18 protein-coding genes are annotated in these 22,982 nt (G+C 59.4%); 15 read left to right on the top strand and 3 right to left on the bottom strand.

From position 1 onward, the window contains the following. Nucleotides 1-162: 162 nt before the first annotated feature. From IAE41_RS00520 to IAE41_RS00545, 6 genes are all read left to right on the top strand, one after another. Nucleotides 163-1,599: an efflux transporter outer membrane subunit gene (locus tag IAE41_RS00520; RefSeq protein WP_200731581.1), complete on the top strand. Its 1,437-nt coding sequence runs from the start codon at nt 163-165 to the stop codon at nt 1,597-1,599. 4 nt (nt 1,600-1,603) lie between these two features. After that, a complete protein-coding gene (locus IAE41_RS00525) occupies nt 1,604-2,452 on the top strand; it encodes a universal stress protein (protein WP_200731582.1) in 849 nt (282 codons plus the stop codon). A gap of 32 nt (nt 2,453-2,484) precedes the next feature. Beyond that, nucleotides 2,485-3,186, top strand: coding sequence for a TetR/AcrR family transcriptional regulator (locus IAE41_RS00530; protein ID WP_200731583.1), 702 nt, complete (start codon nt 2,485-2,487; stop codon nt 3,184-3,186). Between the two features lie 17 nt (nt 3,187-3,203). After that, nucleotides 3,204-3,785 (top strand): hypothetical protein, encoded by a 582-nt coding sequence (locus IAE41_RS00535; RefSeq protein WP_200731584.1) that lies wholly within the window; start codon nt 3,204-3,206, stop codon nt 3,783-3,785. Between the two features lie 275 nt (nt 3,786-4,060). Continuing rightward, nucleotides 4,061-4,846 carry a hypothetical protein gene (locus IAE41_RS00540; protein WP_200731585.1) on the top strand — a complete coding sequence of 262 codons (786 nt, stop codon included), beginning with the start codon at nt 4,061-4,063 and terminating at the stop codon, nt 4,844-4,846. A gap of 169 nt (nt 4,847-5,015) precedes the next feature. Next, a complete protein-coding gene (locus tag IAE41_RS00545; RefSeq protein ID WP_200731586.1) occupies nt 5,016-5,258 on the top strand; it encodes a hypothetical protein in 243 nt (80 codons plus the stop codon). Nucleotides 5,259-7,925: 2,667 nt separating this feature from the next. Here IAE41_RS00545 and IAE41_RS00560 read toward each other — a convergent pair. Beyond that, the gene (locus tag IAE41_RS00560) at nt 7,926-8,138 is read right to left on the bottom strand and encodes a hypothetical protein (protein WP_200731589.1); all 213 of its coding nucleotides are present in this window, start codon (nt 8,136-8,138) and stop codon (nt 7,926-7,928) included. A 144-nt stretch (nt 8,139-8,282) separates the two neighbouring features. Between IAE41_RS00560 and IAE41_RS00565 the strand changes: the two genes are divergently transcribed. The 7 genes from IAE41_RS00565 to IAE41_RS00595 all read left to right on the top strand — a co-directional run bounded on the left by IAE41_RS00565 (nt 8,283) and on the right by IAE41_RS00595 (nt 17,587). Then, nucleotides 8,283-9,596, top strand: a complete 1,314-nt coding sequence (locus IAE41_RS00565) for a GTP-binding protein (protein ID WP_200731590.1) — start codon at nt 8,283-8,285, stop codon at nt 9,594-9,596. 20 nt (nt 9,597-9,616) lie between these two features. Continuing rightward, nucleotides 9,617-10,549, top strand: a complete 933-nt coding sequence (gene folE2, locus IAE41_RS00570) for a GTP cyclohydrolase FolE2 (protein WP_200731591.1) — start codon at nt 9,617-9,619, stop codon at nt 10,547-10,549. After that, the gene (locus IAE41_RS00575; protein ID WP_200731592.1) at nt 10,546-11,637 is read left to right on the top strand and encodes a GTP-binding protein; all 1,092 of its coding nucleotides are present in this window, start codon (nt 10,546-10,548) and stop codon (nt 11,635-11,637) included. The genes folE2 and IAE41_RS00575 overlap by 4 nt, the downstream gene beginning before the upstream one ends. 359 nt (nt 11,638-11,996) lie before the next feature. After that, entirely contained in the window at nt 11,997-12,662 is a 666-nt protein-coding gene (locus IAE41_RS00580) for a toll/interleukin-1 receptor domain-containing protein (protein WP_200731593.1), read from the top strand. An 852-nt stretch (nt 12,663-13,514) separates the two neighbouring features. Continuing rightward, the gene (locus IAE41_RS00585) at nt 13,515-14,024 is read left to right on the top strand and encodes a sigma-70 family RNA polymerase sigma factor (RefSeq protein WP_200731594.1); all 510 of its coding nucleotides are present in this window, start codon (nt 13,515-13,517) and stop codon (nt 14,022-14,024) included. Between the two features lie 8 nt (nt 14,025-14,032). Further along, nucleotides 14,033-15,049 (top strand): DUF4880 domain-containing protein, encoded by a 1,017-nt coding sequence (locus IAE41_RS00590; protein ID WP_200731595.1) that lies wholly within the window; start codon nt 14,033-14,035, stop codon nt 15,047-15,049. A 501-nt stretch (nt 15,050-15,550) separates the two neighbouring features. Continuing rightward, a complete protein-coding gene (locus IAE41_RS00595) occupies nt 15,551-17,587 on the top strand; it encodes a TonB-dependent siderophore receptor (protein ID WP_200731742.1) in 2,037 nt (678 codons plus the stop codon). A gap of 271 nt (nt 17,588-17,858) precedes the next feature. On the opposite strand, the gene IAE41_RS00600 is transcribed toward IAE41_RS00595, so the two are convergent. Beyond that, nucleotides 17,859-18,533 carry a helix-turn-helix transcriptional regulator gene (locus tag IAE41_RS00600; RefSeq protein ID WP_200731596.1) on the bottom strand — a complete coding sequence of 225 codons (675 nt, stop codon included), beginning with the start codon at nt 18,531-18,533 and terminating at the stop codon, nt 17,859-17,861. Nucleotides 18,534-19,472: 939 nt separating this feature from the next. On the opposite strand from IAE41_RS00600, the gene IAE41_RS00605 reads away from it, so the two are divergent. Together IAE41_RS00605 and IAE41_RS00610 are read left to right on the top strand one after the other, a co-directional pair. After that, nucleotides 19,473-19,763, top strand: a complete 291-nt coding sequence (locus IAE41_RS00605) for a hypothetical protein (RefSeq protein WP_325166964.1) — start codon at nt 19,473-19,475, stop codon at nt 19,761-19,763. A 41-nt stretch (nt 19,764-19,804) separates the two neighbouring features. Continuing rightward, nucleotides 19,805-20,506, top strand: coding sequence for a cyclin-dependent kinase inhibitor 3 family protein (locus IAE41_RS00610; RefSeq protein WP_234458194.1), 702 nt, complete (start codon nt 19,805-19,807; stop codon nt 20,504-20,506). A 171-nt stretch (nt 20,507-20,677) separates the two neighbouring features. Here IAE41_RS00610 and IAE41_RS00615 read toward each other — a convergent pair whose 3' ends face one another. Beyond that, on the bottom strand, nt 20,678-21,736 hold the full coding sequence (locus IAE41_RS00615) for a DUF4238 domain-containing protein (RefSeq protein WP_200731597.1): 1,059 nt from the start codon (nt 21,734-21,736) through the stop codon (nt 20,678-20,680). Nucleotides 21,737-22,982 lie beyond the last annotated feature (1,246 nt).

Raw genomic sequence — 22,982 nt, forward strand, 5'->3', positions numbered from 1 at the left:
GCGCGATAGTCGTCTGCAACAGGCGGCACGCCTCGCGCCCGCGAGGCCGCGGCTGGGGGCGACCGGATCCGTCCCCAGTCACTTTGAATACGAACAAGGCCCCGCTGCGGCACCGCGCCGGGGACGACGTGGGAAACCACGAACCCCTATGAGTCTCAGACGTTGAATACACTTCCTAGGCACCTTACCGTTGCCATCCTTGCCTGCCTTACCGCCTCCTGCGTTAGCCTTGCGCCCGCGCTGCCCTCCATTGAGGCGCCGGAGGCCTCGGTGCTCGATGAGTCTGCCGCAGGTACCGATGATGCTCAGAGCGTCTTGTCGATCGACACTCTAATTCGCAGCGATCAGCTGCGCAGGCTGATCCACACCGGCATCCTCAATAACCGTGATCTTCGTGTGGCCAGCCTTAACATGGTCAAGGTCCGCGAGATGTATCGGATTCAGGGCGCGGAACTGTTTCCCCAGGTCGACCTGTTCACGCAAGGCTCTTCTGCACGCGCACCCGTGCATGGAGCGGATGCAAATGGATTGAGCCGCACGTATGGCGGTGGCATGTCGGTGGCTTCCTGGGAGCTGGATCTATTCGGACGCGTGCGCAGCTTGAAGGACGCGGCCCTCGAACGCTACCTTGCCTCCAGTGCCGCCCGCCGCTCCGTGGAGTTGGCGCTTGTTGCACAGATTGCCACTAGCTACCTACAGCTAGCGGCTGACCAGCAGCAACTCGCCCTGGCCGACCAGACCTACACCAGCCGCCGGTCCGCCTACGAGTTGCAACAGGAGTTAGCAGCGGCCGGCATCAGCTCCAGCCTGGAGATCAACCGTGCTGCGGCGGAACTGGAAGAGATCGCCGACAACCTGCTGAAGTGGAGGGCGGCGGTCCAGCAGAGCCGGAACGGGCTGCAACTACTTGTTGGTACCGGGCTGGACCCAGAGCTCAAGGCAGAGCCAATCGAGCAGATACTTGCTGACGAGTTGCCTATCGGTCACCTGAGCTCGGTTGTGCTCGCCTCCCGCCCCGACGTGAAAGCCAGCGAGCATGAATTGCTGGCGTCCAACGCCGACATAGGCGCAGCCCGCGCCGCCTTCTTTCCCTCCATCAGCCTCACCGGAGCCTACGGCAGCCAAAGCAGCGAGTTGAGATCGCTGTTCGACTCGGGAACCAAAGCGTGGAGCTTCGTTCCGCAAATATCGCTTCCGATCTTTTCCGGCGGGCGGCTGCGGGCCTCGCTGCGGGCAACTACGACAGAGCGAGATGCAGCCCTGGCGCGCTACGAGGGCGCCGTGCAGTCAGCGTTCCGGGAAGTATCGGACGTATTAGTTGATCGCAGCGTCCTGGGTGACCGGGTCGCTTCGCGTGAGCGTCAGGTTGCCGCTGCCGATGCGTCGCTGGATGCCATAGGCGATCGCTACGCATCAGGTGTGGCCACGCAGATCGAGCTGTTGGACGCGCAGCGCACGCTGTTCTCCGCCGAGAGTGAGCTGATCACGATCCGGCTGCAGCAACGACTGAATGCAATCGATCTGTACCGCGTATTAGGAGGTGGCCGGGACAACCCGCTGTCACCGATGGAAGGTCGTAGCGAGCTAACAAAGAGGTAAGCCAATGATGGTACCAACGTTCAGGGATCTAGCTGTTTTCTTCGATTCAAGTGAGAAAGGGCTTGCTGTGCTTGGCCATGCCGCCCGGTTGGCAGGGCAGCATGACGCTCATCTGATCGGGGTGACCAGTGCGCCGAGAGACCAGGCACATGCGGCAGAGGGCTATAGCAAGGGCGCGGCGATGGCTGATGTAATCCTAGCCCGCAGCGCCTTCGAGGCAACTTATTCACTGCATGCCGGACGCGCCGTCGCTACCCAGGCCGAGGCCAACAAAGTCACTTCCGAGCTTCGGTTCATCACCTACAGCGAGACCCGTGAAGAGGCCACGCTCCATACCTTGTACACGGACTTGGTCGTGGTCGGCCATCCGAAGGCATTCGGCGCTCCGATGACTTGGAACTCTGATCGGGTGGTGTCGCTGAACTCAACGCCCTTGCTGCTGCTGCCCGACCACTATGAAGGCGTCAGCCTTGGGGCGAGAGTACTTGTGGCATGGAACGGAAGCCGCGCCGCGCGCCGCTCGATCGCGGACGCGATGCCCATCCTGGCCCATGCCGACCAGGTGGAACTGCTAATCGTAGACCCGAAGCCCAACAAGTTTTCGTTGGAAGAAGAGCCAGGAGCGGATGTAGCCACCTACCTGGGCAGGCACGGGGCGGCCGTTGAAGTAAATCGGATCAGTGCCGACGGCTCGGCCGTGGTCGACGTGATCATGAATCGCGCAGTGGAGGGCAAGTTTGACCTGATCGTGCTCGGTGCCTACAGCCGCTCCAGGATGTCCGAGATTCTCTTTGGGGGCACGACCCGCTCCTTCCTCGAGAGCGTCCCGCTTCCATTGTTCCTTTCGCACTAGCGCCAGTTGATCGAGAGAGCGGAGCCTTCAGGATGAGTATCGAGCGCTATCCCCCCAAACGTCGTATCCGTGCCATCGAAGGAGTTATGAGCCGGCGCGACGTGGCCAACCTTTCCCAAAAAGGAAAAGCGATCTTGGACAGTGCGCGCGAGATGTTCGAGATGCATGGATACGAGGGAAGCTCCATCCGCGAGATTGTTGAGCGCGCGGGCTGTACCAAGGCTACGATGTATACGATCTTCGGGGACAAGCTCGGGCTGTTCTACGGCGTCATTTCCAGCTTGGCCAGCATGCTGCCGCCCCCGTCGACCGTGACAATGGGCTCGTCTTGGCGCATCGATCTTCGGTTCTGCGCCATTGCGTGGAGAGTGGCCCGTCTTGAATGCCGAGCGGAATGCTATGCCCTGAACAAACTGCTTACCATGCCGATGGGTAAGACTTCAGTTGATCCGCTCAAGATCTGGCGCGAGGTATTTGATCCCTATCAGGCAGCGGTGTCTGAGGCCATCGCCGATGCGAAGAAACGAGGTTACCTGCGCGTGGACCGCCCGGACTTGGCGGCGTCGCAGTTCATGTGCCTAGTCAGGGGGAGGCCCCATCGCGAGCCCGGAGGAAAGGAGATCAAGCCGTGGCTTGACGGGGATCTGAAGAAGCACATCGATTCCACCACCGCCTTCTTCCTGGCCGCCCATGCCGTAAGGGATGGGCAGTGGGATCACCTTCTCTATCCGTGACCGCCATGGAGATTGACGTGTTGCAGCAGTTGCTTGCTTCGAGAAGTAGTCCGTTGAAGGAAACGTGTGAGGTGGGGGCGTGGATATCCATCCGACCCACCTTCTTCGCGCCAAAGGGCCGCTATTGGCAGTTCCAGGACGACGTAAGGTTGCTGCGAGTCGTGGCCGAGCATGTATTGAACGAAAGTCTCGCGCCCTTCAGGAGGAAGGTCATTCTCTCCAGTGGACACCTCCTGTTGGGCGCGACCAAGGACGAGCATCGACTCGATTGGTACTTGGCAAGCCCGGTAGAGGGCTATTCGCCGCATGTCGTGTCCAAGCTTGCAGCAGACCTGCTGGGTCCGCGCGAGCGGGCCTCTATCAAGTACGGCGGTGATTGCTGGGTCCGCAGCGAAGAGCTCAGGACCACGAGTAGAGCTGACCGGCGCTCCTTGGTCAATATGAAGGTAGTGGAGGGCATCGAGACATTCAGGCGGGAAATGCATGGGGATCGACCGGAGTACATGTCGCTCATTGGTTCCAGCCGCATCTTCGATTTCAGTTGTACCCGCTACATCGGCTTCCAGCTGCGTGCCGGTGAGATACAAGTCTATCCCTGATTAGTATTTAGAGGAGGTGTTGTGCATGTGCTACCGATGCCGTGGCCTTAGTAGGAAGCCCATTGAGAGCGATTACCACTATGAAATATATCGTGGAGAGATCGACGGAGTGGCGTGGAAAGACTTGGAAGCCGCCGAGCTGGTGGCGTGTGTGAGTAGTAATAAGGAGAGCGGAAAAGACGTTCCGCATGAACGCTCGTCAAGGGATTAGTTCTTATGGGTGTTCAATACAATGGTTGCGAGTCCCGAGCGGGCACGTGTGCTGGATAGGTGAAATGGTGTTGGTCAAGAAGCAGTGTATGAATGAGAATTCGTGGTCACCTTGGCGGGGCGTTATTTGGAAGTTCGTACTGTTTGCCATGCTTGGGACATGTGCGACGTTTCCTGTTGCCATGCTGCGGCTGGACGTGCAGCTCTTTGGGAACGGAGTGGGCGAAAGCGGCGCTGTTGAGAATACGCAGCTTCTTCTGCTCGGTGTGTGCATCGCCACACTGAGCGTGCTGGCCAAGGTGTCCCCAGCTGACAAGCGGTTCGCGTTGCTCGCGGCCGCGTTCATCGGTTGCATGTTCGTTCGTGAATGCGACTTCTTTCTTAATGAAATGGTTCCCTACTGCTGGCAGGGGATCGTTACCGTCCTCTCCGCCTCGGCACTGAGCTACTCAGCCAAGGACGCACGCCAGACAGCCCAGGGGGGACTTCGTTTTCTGTGCACCGACGGCGGAGCACTAGTCATCCCGGGCTTGGTGGTGCTGCTGATCTACTCTAGGCTCATAGGCATGCAGGGCATCTGGATTCAGCTCTTGAACGACGGATACGCAAGATCAGTCAAGAATGCCGTTGAGGAGACGACCGAGTTACTGGGGTACACCGTCATCTCCTTCTCGATTGCCGTTGGTGTCATTCAGCGGATTGCCACCGTCAGGCGCAAGAACGCAGCACGAGGCATGCTGGAAGTACTCGAGAAATCAGAGGCTGAGGCAACGGATTTGCAGGCTTGCGCAACGGAAGTGGTAGAGACCGCTGCACAGGGCGCGTCTTCCCTTCCTATGAGTCCAAAGTAGCTAAACGTCGGAAACAAACCGAGATCGAGGCGGCTGATGAAACGGCCAGTTCGCAGGGGGGGGAAGAAGGGCCCAGTGAGCCAGACCCCGAGGACGATATGTAGCGTATGGGGCTGACAGTAGATGTGCATTGTGCGCTTCACGGTCGCTTTCAACGAGGAGAGATATAGTGGCTTCTGTTCCAACTTCCGAGCAAAACGCGCGGCTAATTCTGGAGATGTTTGTAAAGCGCTTCGACCGCAAGCCTGGACAAGTTCTTCGTCAGAAGAACTTCAATGGGGTGATGCATGAATTCGGCATCAATTCATCGGATTTCAGCTTGGGCCTCCAGTTTGCAATCAAGCGCGGCTGGATTGAGAGCCTCGAAATCAACGTGTACACCATGACAGAGGATGGATTCGCCCAAGTCTGAGAGGCAGGGCGGAGTTTCAGAGGAATCATGCGCACACGATCCATTCCTACTGACAGCATGCAGATGGCTGGGAACGTCGGTCAAGCGAGGCGGCATTGTTTAAGGGGATGAGGTCGTAAATTGGTCTGGTGCGCAAAGGTGGAGGGCAGGGGGCGTGTTAAAGACCTCAGGCCGTTCCAGGGATACTTTAAAACGGGATCTAGTCAATCCCTTGAGTTGACGACCATTGCCATTTCTTGGTTCAGTTGCGGTGGTTGCTTTGCCTGTAACCACGCGAGAAGCGCGAGAGGCATTAGGTTTGATGGTGTCTAGCTTGTGTGGCTGACGCCTTCTTGCTGCTTTCGCATGATCTGTCGAATGACGTGCCCCTTGACGCCGGGTGCTTGAGTAGTAGCCATTACTTGAGGCGCCGGCTTGCTGCCTGCAGTGTCTACCTTTGCTGCCGCGTCATGTACGGGATGAAGGCGTAGCCGCCTGCCCTTTAGCGGTGCATTCAAACCTCGCTAGATGCTCCACAAGCCGCTGCAGTTTGTCTCGCGTTTGCTCGGCCGGATTCCAGTAGCTTCCTGCGATCGCCGATCGAAGACGCTTGATGACTTGCAGCGGTGTCGACGGGGTAGATTACTCGAACCAGATTGAGACGCCTTGGTTGCGCGAATCGCGAATGCAAGTGTCATGGACCGCCTGCCACTAATCCTCACACACTCTGCCCGTTCTGCAACTTGCCATCCGCGCGTGTTGTCAGTGGTCTTCAGGACTTCCAAGGTCCCGTCATAGCCTTTGGCCTTCATGGCGCTTGTCCAAGCTGGGTTGAGCACGTCTACTCGCAGTTCATCCGCTAGGAACCGGGTGGGGCTTGTAGCCATGGGTGCAGTCTCTTAGCAAGCCAACGAGACTGCACCCCGGCAATCCATAGAGGGCGGCGAGAATAAGTTGGGGCCTAATCACTTGAACATTTCCAAGATCGCGAAACGCTATAGCGTCAATCACTTAACGCTTTCATCACAGTCAAATGGCCTCCGACGCATGTGCTTGCAGCCGAGTCGTACCAGGCGGATAGGGCACCTCCACGGTGTTGCCTCGTGCCATTACGTGCCGCTACGGAGCTCTGACGCCGCCTTCTTGCGTTGGGCACGCATTACTCATCACTGCACCGCATTGGAGCTGGTGTGAACTACACATCAGCCTATCTGTCAGCAAGATCGACACACGGGTAACCACGGAGCAATTCACTTGCAGCGCTTCCTTGGACCATGAAGCGCTCTTCGGCTGGCTTCGTGTTCATCAAATGGAAGTTGTGACACATCGTGACGATTATAGTCTGGCTCAAAAGCAGTCTGCCTACGCTAGAACCAGAACGCACCCCCTGGTGACGGCTATTTGGCCCATCTTCAGTCTAGGGCGGACACGCGTTGGCAGCATGGAATTTTGGGCTAGTCGGCAGCATTCTCGGCCTCTGGGTTGATGCACGCAGCGCAGACGCCCGGCACCTCCAAAAATGGACTGAACGGTACAAGCTAGAGTCGAATGAGTGCATCCACTTTGTCGGCAGCGTCGAGACAGAAATCCACTCCACGCGGCTACATCGTTCGCATACGAGATACACGCATTTCTTATCAGCATAAGTAGGTAGATAGAGAAATGCAGTCACCGAGTTTAGCTTGAGCGCAAGCCCTTCTTCCTGAAGGAAGTCGAGTGCCCGGTAGACAATTGCCGGCCCGGCGCCTGGCATCCACTGGCGAATGTGGTCAAGCACAACGTAGGCTTTCAAGGGACGGCGTGACTGGATGAGGACCGAAAGAACTCCGACACGCGCCGCTCCGGGCCTGGCCCCCCGAGCAATCAAGACGTCTTTCGCGACACTCAGGTTCTGTTGGAGCGGCTCCATCTGAACCTCACTTGTAAAGAGTTGATTAGCCGCTGGGGTGAGGATAGTCGACTCAAAGGCTGGCTCACATTTGATTTGGTGGGTGCGCCTCTTAGGAGCGAGCAGCGTCAGGAGTTCGGCTCGTGCTTAAAAGGGGCAGCAATTCGCTTTTCGTCTTCTGTACTTTCACCTCAACTCTGTGTCGCAATGGAGCCCTGATCATCGAAGAGGGAAAAGTTGACAAAGCTGGCGGAGGTTCAACACTAGAATTTGGCGCCCAGGCTACCGGCTTTGGTCCTTATCAAGAGACTGGCATTGCACACAAGTGCCCAATATCTCGAGGTGACTGCTCGATGGCTCAAATCCCTCCGCCGCCGGCAGCTGGGTAAGTTGCTGATGAGTTAAGGGGAACTCCACCTGCTCCACGTACTTGCAGTGCTTGCAGTGCTTGCAGATCAAGTAGGTCACCCCTTCACTCTCTTGCTCGACCGAGAGAAGGAAGGCCTGATGGAGTCCAGTCTGACGATGACTTTTCGTGCCAGAAGTTCACTGCGCGGTAGATCATCATCGGTGCAGTTCTCGGGTGTGCGAAACGAACTACATCCAACACGTCGTATGCACTCATCGGCCGTGACGCAAGGGCGAAGCACCCTCAGCCTAGCGGCGGTAAGTCGGCAGCCCTGCCCGAGGCACAGCGCGATAGCAGCTTCCATCACTGCCTTGCTGTGCAGAGGGTCTCGAACCGCATTGATACCTCGGAGTTTGCGACTGAGTTGAGGCATGCTTGACGTCCCTGCAGATCAGCTCAGTTCCTCTGCCGCTTGACTGAACCATTTGCGGACCTGGGTCAAATGCGCCGCCCCCCATAGCCTGGTGAACTGCTGTGTGTAGTGATCTGAGCAGTTAGCAAGCCCAGCAATGCGCTCTTGTAGGAATGATTGGGAGATCGGTATGCCGCACTCGATCTCGATGCAGTGGCGCCACTCCTGATAGGTCTTGGGGACGATCGACATTGTGATACCTCATCTTCTAGCGGGTTCTGCACTTGTGTGCCCATTCGCCCCCCTCCCGGGGCCTCCGGGGAGAATGCTTGGGGAACTGACCTGTCGCAATGTTATAGTATAACATTCACAGCCCTGCTCAATCCCTAGACACCCATGCCCCCCTTGAAAAGCGATCGTCGCCTTCCGGTGACCGTCTTGTCCGGCTTCCTTGGTGCCGGTAAAACCACCCTGTTGAATGCCGTCCTGAACAACCGGTCGGGCATGCGGGTTGCCGTGATCGTCAACGACATGAGCGATATCAACGTCGATGCACAACTCGTCAGAGACGGCGGAGCCTCACTCAGTCGAACCGAAGAGGCGCTGGTCGAGTTCAGTAATGGCTGTATCTGCTGCACACTGCGTGATGACCTCTTGCAAGAGGTCAAGCGCTTGGCCAACGAGCAGCGCTTCGACTACCTCCTGATTGAGTCGACGGGCATCGGTGAACCGATGCCCGTGGCGGCAACCTTTGCAGTGCGTGATGCTGACGGATTCTCGCTCTCCGACATCGCGCGCCTGGACACGATGGTGACCGTGGTCGATGGTCAGAACTTCCTAAAGGACTTCAGTTCCTCGGAGCGATTGGCGGACCGCGAAATGCAGTCCGGGCCAGAGGACAGTCGAGGGTTGGTGAACCTGCTGTCCGAACAGGTTGAGTTCGCCAATGTTGTGATGATCAGCAAGCGGGACCTAATCCCTGACACAGAGCTGTTCAAGATCAAGGCCGTCATTCGATCCTTGAACCAGGATGCGCAGATCCTCGAGGCATCCCGCGGCAACTTGCCGCTTGATCGCATCCTCAACACAGGCCTCTTCGACTATGAGAAGGCGCAGCTAGCCCCTGGTTGGATGAAGGAGCTACGCGGTGAGCACGTTCCAGAGACAGAAGAGTACGGAATCAGCAGCTTTGTCTATCGGATGTCGCGACCGTTCCACCCTGAGCGATTCGCGAAGCTTCTAGTGCAAGGAATCCCTGGTGCGATCCGTGCGAAGGGGTTTTTCTGGCTGGCTAGTCGTATGGATTGGGTTGGTGAGGTTTCAATCGTCGGCGGATCCACCCAGACTGAGGCAGCGGGCTTCTGGTTCGGCGCTCGTCATCGAATCGAGGCCGATGTGATCGGCGTTCCTCCCGAGGCAATTGCCATGCTGAAAGGTGGCTGGGACTCCAATCCCATCCTGCAAGAGTGGACGGCTCCGCTGCCACCGGCCGACATGGTTGATGACCAGCAAGAGTATCTGGCGATGCAGCGGCAGTGGCACCCCCAGTGGGGAGACCGGCGCCAAGAGCTGGCAGTGATCGGAATTGGGCTAGACGAAGGAGTTGCCCGGAAGGCACTGGATGCGGCGCTGCTGAGTGACAGTGAGCTTGTCCGCGGCCCAAGTTCCTGGCTGCAGCTGGCAGATCCTTTCCCGGTGTGGCGCCGATGAGTGGGGGGCTGAATAGCATCATGGCAAGCGCAGACTCTGTAGCTGGTAAATCTGTTCGTGGCTTACCAGACGTGTCTTCCACCGAGTGCGCGCCCATTGCACGGTCGCTAGACTGGGTGGGGATGAGGGACATCCGTATGCCCGTGTGGCTTGATGACCCCCTCACTCCTCACCCGCAGCTGGCCAGCATTGATGTGATGGTCAGTCTGCCAAGCGCTGGGGTGAAGGGCATCCACATGTCTCGTCTCTACGGTCTACTCTCCACGTCGTCTATGAAGCCGTTGTCTCCCTCATCTGTAGTGGAGCTCTTGGACAGGGCGATCGTCAGTCACGCTGACTGTGGAACCGACGCATCAAAGGTCGTCTGGAGTACGGAGATACTCCGTAGGTCCGAGGCGCTGGTGACCCAAGACTTGAGCGGCTGGTCGGCCTACAAGGTGAAGGTTGAGTCGTGCCGGCGCGATGGCATTTCCGAAGTATGGCTTGAGGCCCAGATCATCTACTCGTCGACGTGCCCCTGCTCGGCGTCATTGGCACGGCAGGTGATCGCGGACCGCTTCCATGCGGACCATAAAGGCCGCAACGAGGTGTCAGTTGATGATGTCCGGCACTGGATCGCGCGGCATGGAACGGCTGCCACTCCGCACAGTCAGCGAAGTGTGGCACGTGTTCGTGTGCGCGTTGACCCTGCGTCTTCGTGGTGCATTGAACGGCTCCTTGACCTGGTCGAGGCCGCGCTTGGGACTGCCTCGCAGGGACCGGTGAAGCGGGCTGACGAGCAGGAATTTGCTCGCCTAAACGGCCAGAACCTGATGTTCGTGGAGGATGCTGCGCGTCGTTTGCTCGCTGAGCTACAGCAGTCCTATGACCAAGGGGCAGTTGAGGTCACTCACCTCGAGAGTCTTCATCCTCATGATGCCTATGCCTTTGTCGCATGGGGAGAGGCGGCATGACCAAGACGACAATTCCTGTCACAGTCATAACCGGATTCTTGGGGGCGGGTAAGACGACTCTCCTGAATCAGATTGGTGCAGAGGGGGCTCTCAACGACACGCTCGTAGTGATCAATGAGTTCGGTCAGGTCGGTCTGGATCACCTTCTGATGATCGAAGCTAAGGATGACTTAGTCGTTGAGCTCAGTGATGGTTGTGTCTGTTGCACCCTGCACGGAGATCTCACCAACGCACTGATTCGGGAAGAGCAGGGGAGAGAGCAGGCCGGCAAGCCCAGATTCTCACGCGTGGTTATCGAGACTTCGGGGGTGTCTGACCCATCCTCCATCGCCAAGGCACTAATTGCCGACCCCCAGCTTTCCTCTCGGTTCCATCTGGAAGCTGTAGTTGCCTTGGTGGACTGTCCCCGTGGGCTGCGCAACCTCGCAGAGTACGGTGAGGCTGCTGCGCAGGTTGCACTTGCAGACCTTCTGATAGTTACGAAGTCATCGCTGGTGGGAGCAGATGCCATTGCAGCACTGATTGAGGAGCTTACAGACCAGAACCCATTTGCCAGATTGATCGGTGGGCAAGGTGAGGCTGTAACCTCAAGAGACCTGTTTGATCCAGATCTAAGTCTGCGTCGGCCACTACTGGAACTCTCGGAGGTGCCCCAGCTGCCGTTCCTGGGGTCTGGCGCTGGCGCTGGCGCCGTGATGATGATGGGCGCTGGCGCGCTGGGAGCGGCCCCGCACTCGACATCGCATGGCGGGCGCTACCAGGTAATGAGCTTTGAGTGCGATGAACCCCTAAAGAGAGAGGCTCTCAATAGTTGGTTCTTCTCAGTCATGCCCTTGCTAGGTGACCAGATCCTGCGGTTCAAAGCGATTGTCGACGTAGAGGGAGAGGCTGATCCACTAGTGCTGCATGCTGTTCAAGGTCTGATAAGCCCAGAGCTTGCATTGAACGCTTGGCCCTGTCGTGGTCGTCTAACGCGGATGGTCCTCATCACCGAGCGGATTGCCAAGCCGATCATTCAGGCGAGTCTGGATGCCTTCTTTCCGGGCAAGTTCTTGGCACCAGACAAAGAGTTGCAGGGTGTACGGTAAGCGGGGAAAATCCCTCGTGGTACTAGCGGCGCGCCTCGCCCTCCAAGTGCGACAATCGATAGGTTAACTGTCCGACGGAGTCCAGATACCAGGAGGCCTGCACAGATCACCTGAGTGCCTCGAGCGCAAGGATGCCGTGTCTCCGAAGCATTAGAAGCACGACCTTGAGGTTAAGCTGCCTGGCCCCCAAGCAAGGAAGTGAGTGCGTAATGGAAGCGACAAGCTTTAACCGTCTGCCGGTAACGCGATGCAACTTAGCTCAAAGCATGGATTCTGGTCGCGATTGTGGACAGATTCATTCTGCGAAGCACTTGGTGTTCGGCTAAGAGGGCGTGCATTCTGGCTCAGAACGGGAACTCTTGGATCTGAAGACGGACGCTAGAGAGTACGATCTGGATAGCGTCTTTGACAGCATAGACCGCCAGAATGAGCTGGAGGCCGCAATGGCCGCGGGCGCGACCGTGGTCTGGTGCATGGCTGAGCCACGGCGAATGAACTTCTTTTGCTATCGAAAAACAAGCCTAGGGCACCTGGCGCCGGCGATGACAGCCGCGATTGGGCTTGGCAGCCAGGTACTCAAGAAGCGAAGGCGAGTTGGCTTCATTGATCCCGATACGCCCTTCGCCTCTTATTTCGATGACTTATCCAGTCTCGGTGGTTGGAGGATTGCCCTAGAGAGCGACGAACCGGGCTTGACTACGATTGCAGCGACACCAGAGGGCTACCAACTTGGAGCCAGAGTTGAGATTGGCGGAACCAGGGGATGGCTGATGACTCCGCCCTTGACGCAGGAAGCGACCAACCGGCTCATCTCGGGAGCTCTCTCCGTGAGCAAGGCAGAACCGGATGCTCCTAGGTATCACGAGATATTTCTTAGCCATTCCAGCGCGGATAAGCCTTTCATTAGGCAGCTTAGGCGCGACCTACTGGCAAGAGGCATGCTAAAAGCCTGGCGTGATGAAACTGAGATACAAGTGGGTGACTCGTTGATTGCAAAGATTGACGAGGGAATGGCTATGAGCTGATACGTCGGTGTAGTCCTATCGCAGAAATCGATTGCTGCGCCTTGGGTCAAGCAAGGGCGTGCCTGAGGAGAACATCAAGTCACTCCTCGTTCTCTTCGAAGAGTACAGGCATGGCGTTCCCGCTGATGTTAATGACCACGTTTCGAACATTACTGGAAAGGAACCGCGCGGCCTGAAGCAGGACGCCTCGGAGTTCAAAGGCTCCTGGGTCCCGCAAGTTCGGCAACTGTAGCCCAACTTCGCACGAATCGGCTGGGTGACTTTGTTCTCTGGTCACGTTAGACGAATTGGTTCCGGACGGCAGTTGAACTGCCGTCCGGAGTTTCTTCGTCTGTCACACGCTATCAATTTACGGCCTGACGCCTCAGCGCCTCATCCTGACGACCAACCATGGAAACGACGCACCGGGGTAGGGGAAGGGGGACGAGAACCCAAAGCAACGGGGCATGTCTCGATGACGGAACCTGCGCCAGCCCTCACTCACACAACATGGTCCCGGCGCACCACAAATTTTCATAAGTCACTTCGGCGGAAGGGAGCCGAGACTAGCGGGTAAGGAAGCCGGCAATGCGACAGCGTCCCGACAAGCGCCAGACGCCGCTCAACTATCCGAGACCGCTATCAATTGACCACAGCTCACTCCAACACCGGCAAGGCATGCACGCTCAGCCCGCCGCGTCCTCTTGGAATTTGTGGCAGTCCTTCTGTGGCCTAGCAGAAGAAGGGGGAGCTTGCCTAGCGCCCCCCCCCCCGAATCCGCAGCGATAAACATCAGATTCAAGGCGCTTCCAACCCCGCAGTGCGAGTGAGTCTCATATACTAACCGTTCTCACTTCGCACTCACCGGACTCGATGCCCAGCACTCCTGCCGACGACGCCCGCTCCTTCGGGCAGCTGTTTGTCGAGCATCAAGCCTGGCTGCTCGGTAGCCTGCGGCGCCGGCTGGGTAACCGCGCCGACGCCGAGGATGTCACCTCGGAGACGTTCCTGCGGGTGATCACCCGGCGTGGACTCGACGCGGTCGAAGAGCCGCGTGCCTACCTAGGAACCGTGGCCCGCAACATCGTCATCCAGAACTGGCGTCGTCGCGAGCTGGAGCGGGTCTACCTCGATGCGCTCGCACAGGCGCCGATGGCCGTGGCCCCCAGTGCCGAAGAGCAGGCCCTGCTGCTGGAGTCACTGCAACGCTTCGGCCAGGCGTTGGACGGGTTGTCCAGCAAGGCGCGTCGCGCCTTCCTCCTGAGCCAGCTCGATGGCCTCACCTATGCGCAGATTGCATCCGAGGTCGGCGTGTCGGTCAGCATGGTCCGCCGCTACATGGCGCAGGGGCTCCGACAGTGCCTGCTGGCAGACGCCGGCTGAGCCGCAGGATGACCGTGCCCTCTACGCGTGATACCGACGGCTTGGACGCGCATAGCGAAGCCGCCGTGCAGTGGTGGGTGGAACTGCGCGGCAATCCCGGTGACCCAGCAATCGAACGGGCGTTGCACGCCTGGCTGAGTGCCGACCCCGCACATGCCACCGCCTGGCAGCGGCTGCAGGCCGCCGTTGGCCAGACCTTTGGCAGCGTGCAGGCGCTGCCTGATCGAAGCCAGGCAGTGGGGCGCCAGGTGGATGACTTGCTGCAGCAGGTGGACCGGCAGGCACGCAAACGCCGGCAACTACTGAGCGGCATGCTGTCGCTGGCCGGCATCGGGGCAGTTGGCATGCTGTTTGGCCGTTACAGCGGCCTGTTGCCGGATTTCGGCGCCGATCTTCGCACCGCCACCGCGCAGCGCGGACAGTGGACACTGGCTGATGGCACACACCTGCTATTGGATGCACGCAGCGCCATCGATCTGGTGCAGCAGCCTGGCCAGACCCGGATCCGTCTGCGCGGGGGCCAGCTAATTGCCACCTGCGCGGCACAGCGCGGAGACCTGGAGGTTAGCGATGATCACGGCCAGGTCCGGGCTGATCGGCCCGGCGCCAGCCTGCTGTTGCGCCGACAGGACCACCGCAGTCTAGTGGTGGCCCTGCAGCACCCGCTGTGGCTGCACGTCGGCAGCCATCGCCAGCCGCTGCAGAGCGGGGAGGGCGCGTGGTTGAGCCCGGCCGGTATCGAGCCGGCGGCATCAGGCTACGCCGCGGTGGCCGCGGACTGGCGCGACGACATCCTCAGCGCCTTGGACACCCCGTTGGCCGAACTGATCGCGCAGCTGCGCAGCTACCACCACGGCCTGATCTGGATCGACAGCGAGGTTGGCGCGCTGCGGGTATCCGGCCGCTACCCGCTCGCCGACCCGCTAGCCACGCTGCAGACCCTCGCCCAGACCCTGCCGATTGACCTGCAGGTGCACTCCAATGGCTTGCTGGTGCGCATCGGGCTGCGCGCTGAAGGTGGGTGACGAAGGAGGGCGGTCACGCCCCCGAAAATTTTTTGGGGGAGGGGTGTCACTTTTCCGCGCTCGCTGCTCATAGAAGGTAAGCGCCTCATCAGCAGGCACTCTTCCTTCTCTGGAGCCATCATGTCCATCACCCAGAATGACCGCGCGCTTGGGCGCCTGCGCACCCTGCCACTCTGCCTTGCCGTCGCCCTGTCCCTGCCTGCCTTCACTGCGAGCACCGCGGCACTGGCGGCCGAACAGGCTTACAGCCTGCCTGCACAACCGCTGGATGTGAGTCTGCTCCGCATCTCTAGCCAGGCCAAGGTCACACTGTCGGTCAACAGCGCGCTACTGAACGGCCTCCAGGCCAACCCCGTGCATGGCCAGCTGGAGGTCGAGGACGCGATGCGAATGGCATTGGGCTCGCACCGCCTGCAGGTGGTGCGCACGGCCGCCGGCGCCTACGGCATCGTGCCGACGAGCACCTCCGCGTCGGCACCGGCCGCCGCGCCGGCTGCCCCGATGCCGACGACCAACACCCGGGCAGTCGAGCTGGATACGGTGCGCGTGGAAGCCACGAGCCTGTTCGGCCAGTCCAGCCAGCTCGACGTACAGACGTTTGCCGGCGCCCGCTCGGTGATCGACGCCGACATGATGGCCAGTGGCGCCTTCCGTTCACTCGATGACGCCCTGCAACGCGTGCCTGGCGTGCGCATCCTTGATGAAACCGGTACCGGCGTGCTGCCGCAGATCATGCTGCGCGGTCTGTATGAAAGCCGCAGCGGCCGCGTGCAGGTGCTGCACGATGGTGTGCCGCTGGCGTTGGCCCCCTACGGCCAGACCAGCCTGTCGCTGTTCCCGGTCAGCATGAATCAGATCGATCGCATCGACGTGGTTCGCGGCGGCGCCGCCGTGCAGTACGGGCCGAACAATGTGGGCGGGGTGATCAACTTGATCAGCAAGCCGATCCCGCAGGACTGGACGACCACGGTGTCCGCGCGGGTGACGGGAGGGGGCGCGGGCCGATTCCTGCGTGACACCGCCGTCACCACTGGCGGCTACCTTACCGACACCTTCGCGATACAGCTCGATGCCGACTGGCTCAAGGGCGAATATGGCCGTGAGCACAACGACACCGATGTCAAGAATGCGCGCCTGCGCGCCGAGTGGTGGCTGACGCCGGGCAGCAGGTTGAAGGCCGAGGTCAGCCGCTACGTGGCCAACATGGACCTGGCCGGCGCGCTCTCGGCCCAGGACTATCTTGCGGGCAGCCGCCGCTCCACGCGCACGCTGGACGAGTTCTCCGGTCGCACCACGCGCGCCTCGGTGAACTACCTGCAGGATCTGGGCAGCTGGGGCCCATTTGACGCCAGCCAGCTGGACTGGACCACCTTCAGCGCCAACAGCACGCGCAATTTCGTGGTCGGCATGCGCCGTGCTTCCACCGAGACATGGCGCCCCGACCTACCGCCGCAGCTGCGCCAGAGCGCACCACGCGGTTTCAAGGTACTGGGCAGCGAACCACGCCTCACACTGCAGGCAAACGGGGAGAACGTCAGCCATGCCATTACCATCGGCGTACGCGCGATGCACGAGGACATCGACTTCATCGTCGGCAACACCGGGCTGGACAACGGCGTCTATACCCTGGTGCGCGACTGGCAATTCAAGGACCGAGCCTGGACCGGCTACATCAGCGATGCGATCAGCCTTTTCGACAAGCGCCTGACCGTCACCCCGGGCCTTCGCTGGGAACATCTGGATTCCTCCTACTACAACCGTGCCACCGGCGCGAGCACGCGCAACCCCATCCGCAACCTGTTACCCGGCCTGACCGTGGGCTACCAGTTCGACCCGCGCTGGTACGGCTACGCCGACGCGCAGCGCTCGCTGCGTGCGCCGCAGGTGACCCAGATCATCTACGGCAACAACCTTGATTCGGAACTGGCCTGGAACTACGAGGCCGGCGTGCGCTTCAACCCGTCCGGCGCGCTACAGCTCAGCGTGGCCGCATACCGCATCGATTTCGAGAACCAGATCGAGCTGGACAACACCACACGCGAGTACGGCAACCTCGGTCGCACCCGCCACCAGGGCATCGAACTGGAGGGCCGTTGGCAGCCGGCGTTCCTGCCGCAGTGGACACTCAATACGGGCTACACCCATCTGCAGGCCACGCTGCGTAGTGGTGAGTTCCGCGGCAACGAAGTGCCGTATGCCGCGCGCAATCAGTTCAACATTGGCGCGACGTGGCAGGGTGCCCGCGGCACTTTCGCGGTGGACGGTTACTACTTCGGCAGCTCGTACTCGGACAAGGCCAATACCGTGGACGAGAATGCGATCGGATCAATCGGCCGCATGCCTGCCTACTGGGTCTGGAACGCCAAGGCGACCCGTGAGCTGATGCGCAGCACGCAAGGCAACGTGCTGACCGGCTCGCTGATGATCAACAACCTGTTCAACCGTAAGTATTACTTCCGCGGCATCGACACCAGCCCGTGGGGCCGTCAGCCTGCACCGGCAACCACGATGAGCGTGGGGCTGGAGTACAGCTTCTGATTGGATAGCCGTGCACGGGGACACGCCCTGGCCCCGGCGCCCAGCGACTACCGTGCTTCCAGGTCATCTTCGGCGCTACCTCACGGGTAGCGCCCGGCCTTCTAGCATGGATCCCGTGAGCCCCTGCCCATCTTCGAAGAAATCTTCCCTCGTCTGAGCCAATTCGGAGCAAGCAGGCGCTCCGAAGAGAAGAGAGCATGTCAGATCGGCTCGGGCTGGTGTGGACTTCCAATTGGAATAGACAGAAGTTCGAGGCCTGCATGATGACGACTCACCCAATGCGAGCCGCCTTCGGAGTTAGGATCTGACCGGGCTCGTGGCCGAGACGAAACGCCACAACGTATAGGATCGTGGCGTCCATCGGTACACCAGAGCCCTTCCGAATGGCGACCGTGCGCTGGCCGTGAGACAGTGACACCCCAAGCTCCCGCAATGCCTGAATGTGCTGCTGCAGCTCGTCGTAGACGTCGAGCTTGTCGGTTTCTGAGTACAGGTCGTGGCAGTCGCGATACTCGCGGTAGTAGTCGACCAGAGCAGCGAACTCGGTCGCCGCCTCGCGCGGCAGCTCGAAAGCCGGCTCGGACAGATCCATGTCGCACGAAACGATCAGGCCAGCCAGCTCGCGCCCCGTGGCCAGCGGTGCCACCGCCAGAGTGACGCAATCGCGCTCGAACTGCACTTGCGCGGCCTGTAGCTCCTCGTCCGTCGGCAGCGAGAAGGGCTTGTTGAGGACATCGATGTCATTGAAATCGAAGGCGCGAGCCAGTGCGCGACGGGTGTCGAAGCTGGCCGAGTCGCCCTGCTCAACCCGCTGGACTGTACGGTCGTTCAGGCCCGAGATCTCAGCCAGCTGATCCTGCGACCAGTGCCGCAACTGACGGAACTGGCGGATGCAAGCACCAACCTCAGCAGGGGTAAGTAAACGGGGCAGGTTCGTGGTAGTCATTGGATGTCACTCCGGAGGGGCAGGTTGCTCAGGTTAGGAGTGTGCAGGGCTCGGAGACACGACAGCACCCCGACAGGCGCCCGACACAAATCAATTCCCCAGACCTTCACCATCAACCCTGGCCAAGAGTCGCGGTCGGCTCTGAATAGGTCTTTGGCGGAGTTAGATGGGCAGAAGAGGGGTCAAGTCGGCGACGGGGCCAATGGCTCTAGCTCCGGCAAAACCCTCTCAAACTGGCGATGTAGTGCAGTCATCCATTCCACGACAGGTTCGCTTGGCCACAAGTGCGCCAGATTTAGAAGGGTAAGCATGGCAAGAACATTGCTGTTGTAGCTGCGTGACATGCCCAGGTTGCCCGCACCAAGGCCTCGTACTGGGGCCGGACCAGCGAAATAGCTGACTGGGCAGGGTAGCGATCAGGGCATGTACTGCCACAGCGTGATCAACAGACATCTGGGCAGAGTGCCGCCACCGCCGTCGATCGTCGGTCACCTCCATGCTCTATCTCAGCCCAAACGCTTCGAATTTCACCCAAGAGCTCCAAGGAGCCCTCCAGCAGAGACGCCAAATCGCGGTCAGCCAATTGAGGCACAAGTCGTCCTAGAATCGTGAGCTTCGGGCAAGAGTAATGACTGTCTGATCAGCCAAGGACTCCACCTAGCCGGCTGGCTTGCATCATCCGTGAGTCGGTACTTTCTACGTTGCATCACTCGCAAGTCAAAATTTTCTGCAATGGACCGTCTTGCACTGAAATTTTCTACCTCAAAAGCTGAAATCTCTGCAATGGCACAATAAGAATCTCTGCGATGAACAAGACCGCCATGGCCTGCGGCAATACTGGATGGACGTCCACCAGGCTGCCGATGCGCTGGTCGGCGGCGGCGAACGCCGACCATCGAGCGGATCCGCGCCCATCTGGGCACTGGCTCACACAATACCGTGACCCGTCACCTCGATACTTGGTGGTCCAGCGCCGGCGGACGGCGGCAGCGACGCGCCATTGAGGCGGGCCGTCCGGAACTACCCTCAGCAGTGAATGCATTGGCGCAGCGCGACGCCGCCGCCGGCGAACAAGCGGAACAGCGCGTCACCCAAAGGACGCATCGCGCAAATCAGGAATGCCAGCCCAAGGGATTTGGTGTGCTGCGAGAGTACGTCAAAGAACAACTTCCTACTCTTGCCGAGCTTCGGAGGGTCAGGACGGTTGATCCGAAATTTTGGTCCCTTTAAACGCAAGCCATCTGGGCTGCGGACCCTTGAGGATCAAGACCTTGATTGACAATCTTCAGAAGCCCTATCAAGTTCTTCGATATCTAAAACTTAGATATCCTTGCAGTGGTGCGACTGAGCGGCGGCGTTCCAATGCGCCAGGCAGCACGTTAACGCAGGTTGGGAGAGTCGATATGATGCGCACCAGTTTGAGCCACCCGCTACTGATTGCAGAGCTGCCCGTCGGGGCCTTGGGAGGGGCAATAGGCGTGACATTTGCGCCCGGCAAGTACCAGGAAGTGGCAATGACTGGAGCATGGGCGAGAGACCTAGATACGGACGTCTCGGCAATTCACCGCTGGGGCGCCAAACACCTGATCTCCTTGCTTGAGCCTTGGGAGTTTGAAGACCTTCGAATCGAGACCTTACCGGTGGTTGCGGCGGGGAAGGGCATCTCCTGGCATGGACTTCCCATCACTGATGGAGCAGCACCAGATGACAGACTGCTCCAAGGCTGGCTACAGCTAAGTGCAGAACTTGTGGCTGACATGCTAAGTGGACAAAGGGTCGTGGTCCACTGCAAGGGCGGGCTTGGAAGAGCAGGAACGGTAGCTGCCATGCTTCTGCTACAGGCTGGAGAGGCCAAGAAGGCATCGGATGCCGTCCACATCGTGCGGCACGCCAGGCCTGCCGCGATTGAAACCATTGCTCAGGAAGAATTTCTCGAGCACTGGGCGCGCCGCCTTCATCCGGGCGAAGTTTGACGGTTTCCGGTTGGGGGCGGGAGCACAGGAGAGCAGTCAGCCTGAGGCTACGGCAAGTGGCTCATTTCGGAATGCATCGGGTATTCAACTGGCCCGCTTAGCCGTGCTGCGTAGGAAACAGTTGTCTTCTAGTCTCCAGTCCGGGAAATGCTGACGGGCCAGCAGACCCCGTCACTCTGCTTGGTCGAGAAGCTCTTGAATGATGTCTTCTTCTGAGTCAACCGGATCTAATGTTCCGATCGACTCTCGCAATGCCTCAAGATCCTCTCCCGACTCACGATCACTAATGAAGAACTCAACTGAAAGGGATGCGCTGATCTTATTGATCTCAGCCGCACTGGGCCACCATGTCGAAGAAGGGACACGAGCATGGATGCACCGGGAGGGAGAGATAGGCAGAAAAATGTGTTCAATGTCAGCATCTTGATTAACGGCACCGAGCACCAACCTTGACTTTCCATCCGAGAAGCGCGCAACAGGGCCACAGTCGCCGAGTATGAAAGATTGCCCTTCAGGAGCTTGGATGACAGTAAACACCATCTCTTCCACCAGCTTTCGCGCCCTTGCTGGCACGGTCGGATCTCTGGAAAGCACCTCCAAATAGGAGGCCTGCGCCATGTTGGTTGCCTCGGAACGTATCTTGTCCATCACCAGTGACGCCGTAGCCCAAGCCTGGCCCACAAGCTCATCCTCGCGAGCAGACACGTACTTCTTCCATGCTGGCAATAGCGCCGCGTAGGCTTTGGCACGCTGCTCCCGAGACTGCGGCGGCCCGCTATCAATCGCCTGAAAGATCTGCCTCTTCCGTTCCTTCGGGTCGTTCAGACTGGCCAGCAAATCCCTCCGGATACGAGATATGTCTAGCACTTTTATCCGTAGGGCCGAGACAATTGCAGGCATCATTCCTGCAAGCGCATCACGCATCGCCTTCGTACGGAAAGCCAATGCGCACACCAAAGTCGCCATCTCGATTGGGGAAGGGTGCTCTCCACGATTCAATGCCTGAACTACTTTTGCAAGCTCCCCCTCTCCAGAGGTCATAGCGTCATCGAGACTGGTGTCCTCCGGACCACCATAGAAGTCAAGTTCCTTGCCCAGTCCTGCGGTATTCGGCGTAAAGCGCCCCCTTGTCCGATGATAGGCGCGCACATAGAACTCTTTGCCGCTTTGTCGAAACGCAAAAGGCCTTTGAATGAGTTGGGGTAGGTAGTGGTGTCTACGACCTGCCATGGCGCGTGCTCCTAGTTTCCCTACGGGAATATAGCGCAGGTCGCTCGGCAGCTTGGGCACCCGCGTCACTCCAAGGTTCCAGGCTATTCCAGCGCAGCGCAACCGGGCGAGCTGTCGGCAACGCGAACGGGGCGCCATGTTAGGCCGCTACTCGGCGAGCACAACGCGAGATACCATGGAGGCTGATGCCAGGCTTAGGACCAGCGGATGGACTTTCGGAAGGCGGATCAAGTGCTCAGTGACAAGAACACCGTCGGACACTTTTGGCTAGCCAGCGAAGAGGCTGAGTATCGCGAGGTACCGCTACCCACATCGGCGGTCACAGTCTTCGAAGTCCGCGTGCTTACAGGAAAGGGCAAGGACAGCGTAACAGGGAACTCAATTCAGACCCTCCACCTCACGACTAGGGTGCTGGCACGGATCCCTCGCCTGAGCGCTCGTCCGACCGCAAATCGGCCCTCCAGCAACGGAACGCACCACATCCTACGTCGCGCATTCAGCATCACCTTGGATCACAGCCAGCAGCTCGTACTGATAGGTCCCAAGGGGATGGTCGGCGACCTTGAGGACAGCATGGCCGGGCGCGGGTTGGGGACCTATTGCTTTGGGTGGCTATTGTCAGAGTGCCAGCGCCACGCCGCTGGTCATTACACTTTTCATCCGATCGACCTGGGATCCGTGGTTGCCGGGACTGTACTGGGGCAAAACCATGTACGACGGAACAAACTTTACGCCCGGCTCGGCTACGTTGTTACGCCGACCCAGCTGGGAGGCACAATCCACAGCAGCCTGTCTGTAGACCAGGCACTTGCTGGACCGTTCTCCTCCCGGACAGACGATCCCCCCCCCGCCAATCTGCGCCGCGTACCATTAAGCACATTGCGCCATTTACTACCAAAAGGCAGCACAGAGATCGTGGCGGGGGCCGACGCCACCGCCTTTCTCACAGCTCTAGACCTGATGCACCCGGCCGCCCATTTGGTTTCGAACAACCAGGGGTGGATCTCACGACTATGCCATGCGTTCCGCCGGCAAGGGAAGTAGGGCAGGGCAGCGCCGAGTGAGCATTTGTGCCAGCCAAGAGCGGTTCGATGGCATGCAGCACCGACTTCAACTTGGACGAGGTACCGCAAGCAAGCGCGCCTGCGCCTTCAGTGATGGTCACTATCCCGGATGCTGGGTTCTTGCAGGTGTTGCCGGATCACCAACCAACGAAAAGCGCACCAGACCCGCATAAGGCTAATGG

The organism is Stenotrophomonas sp. S39, from assembly GCF_016624665.1.
Lineage (GTDB): Bacteria > Pseudomonadota > Gammaproteobacteria > Xanthomonadales > Xanthomonadaceae > Stenotrophomonas.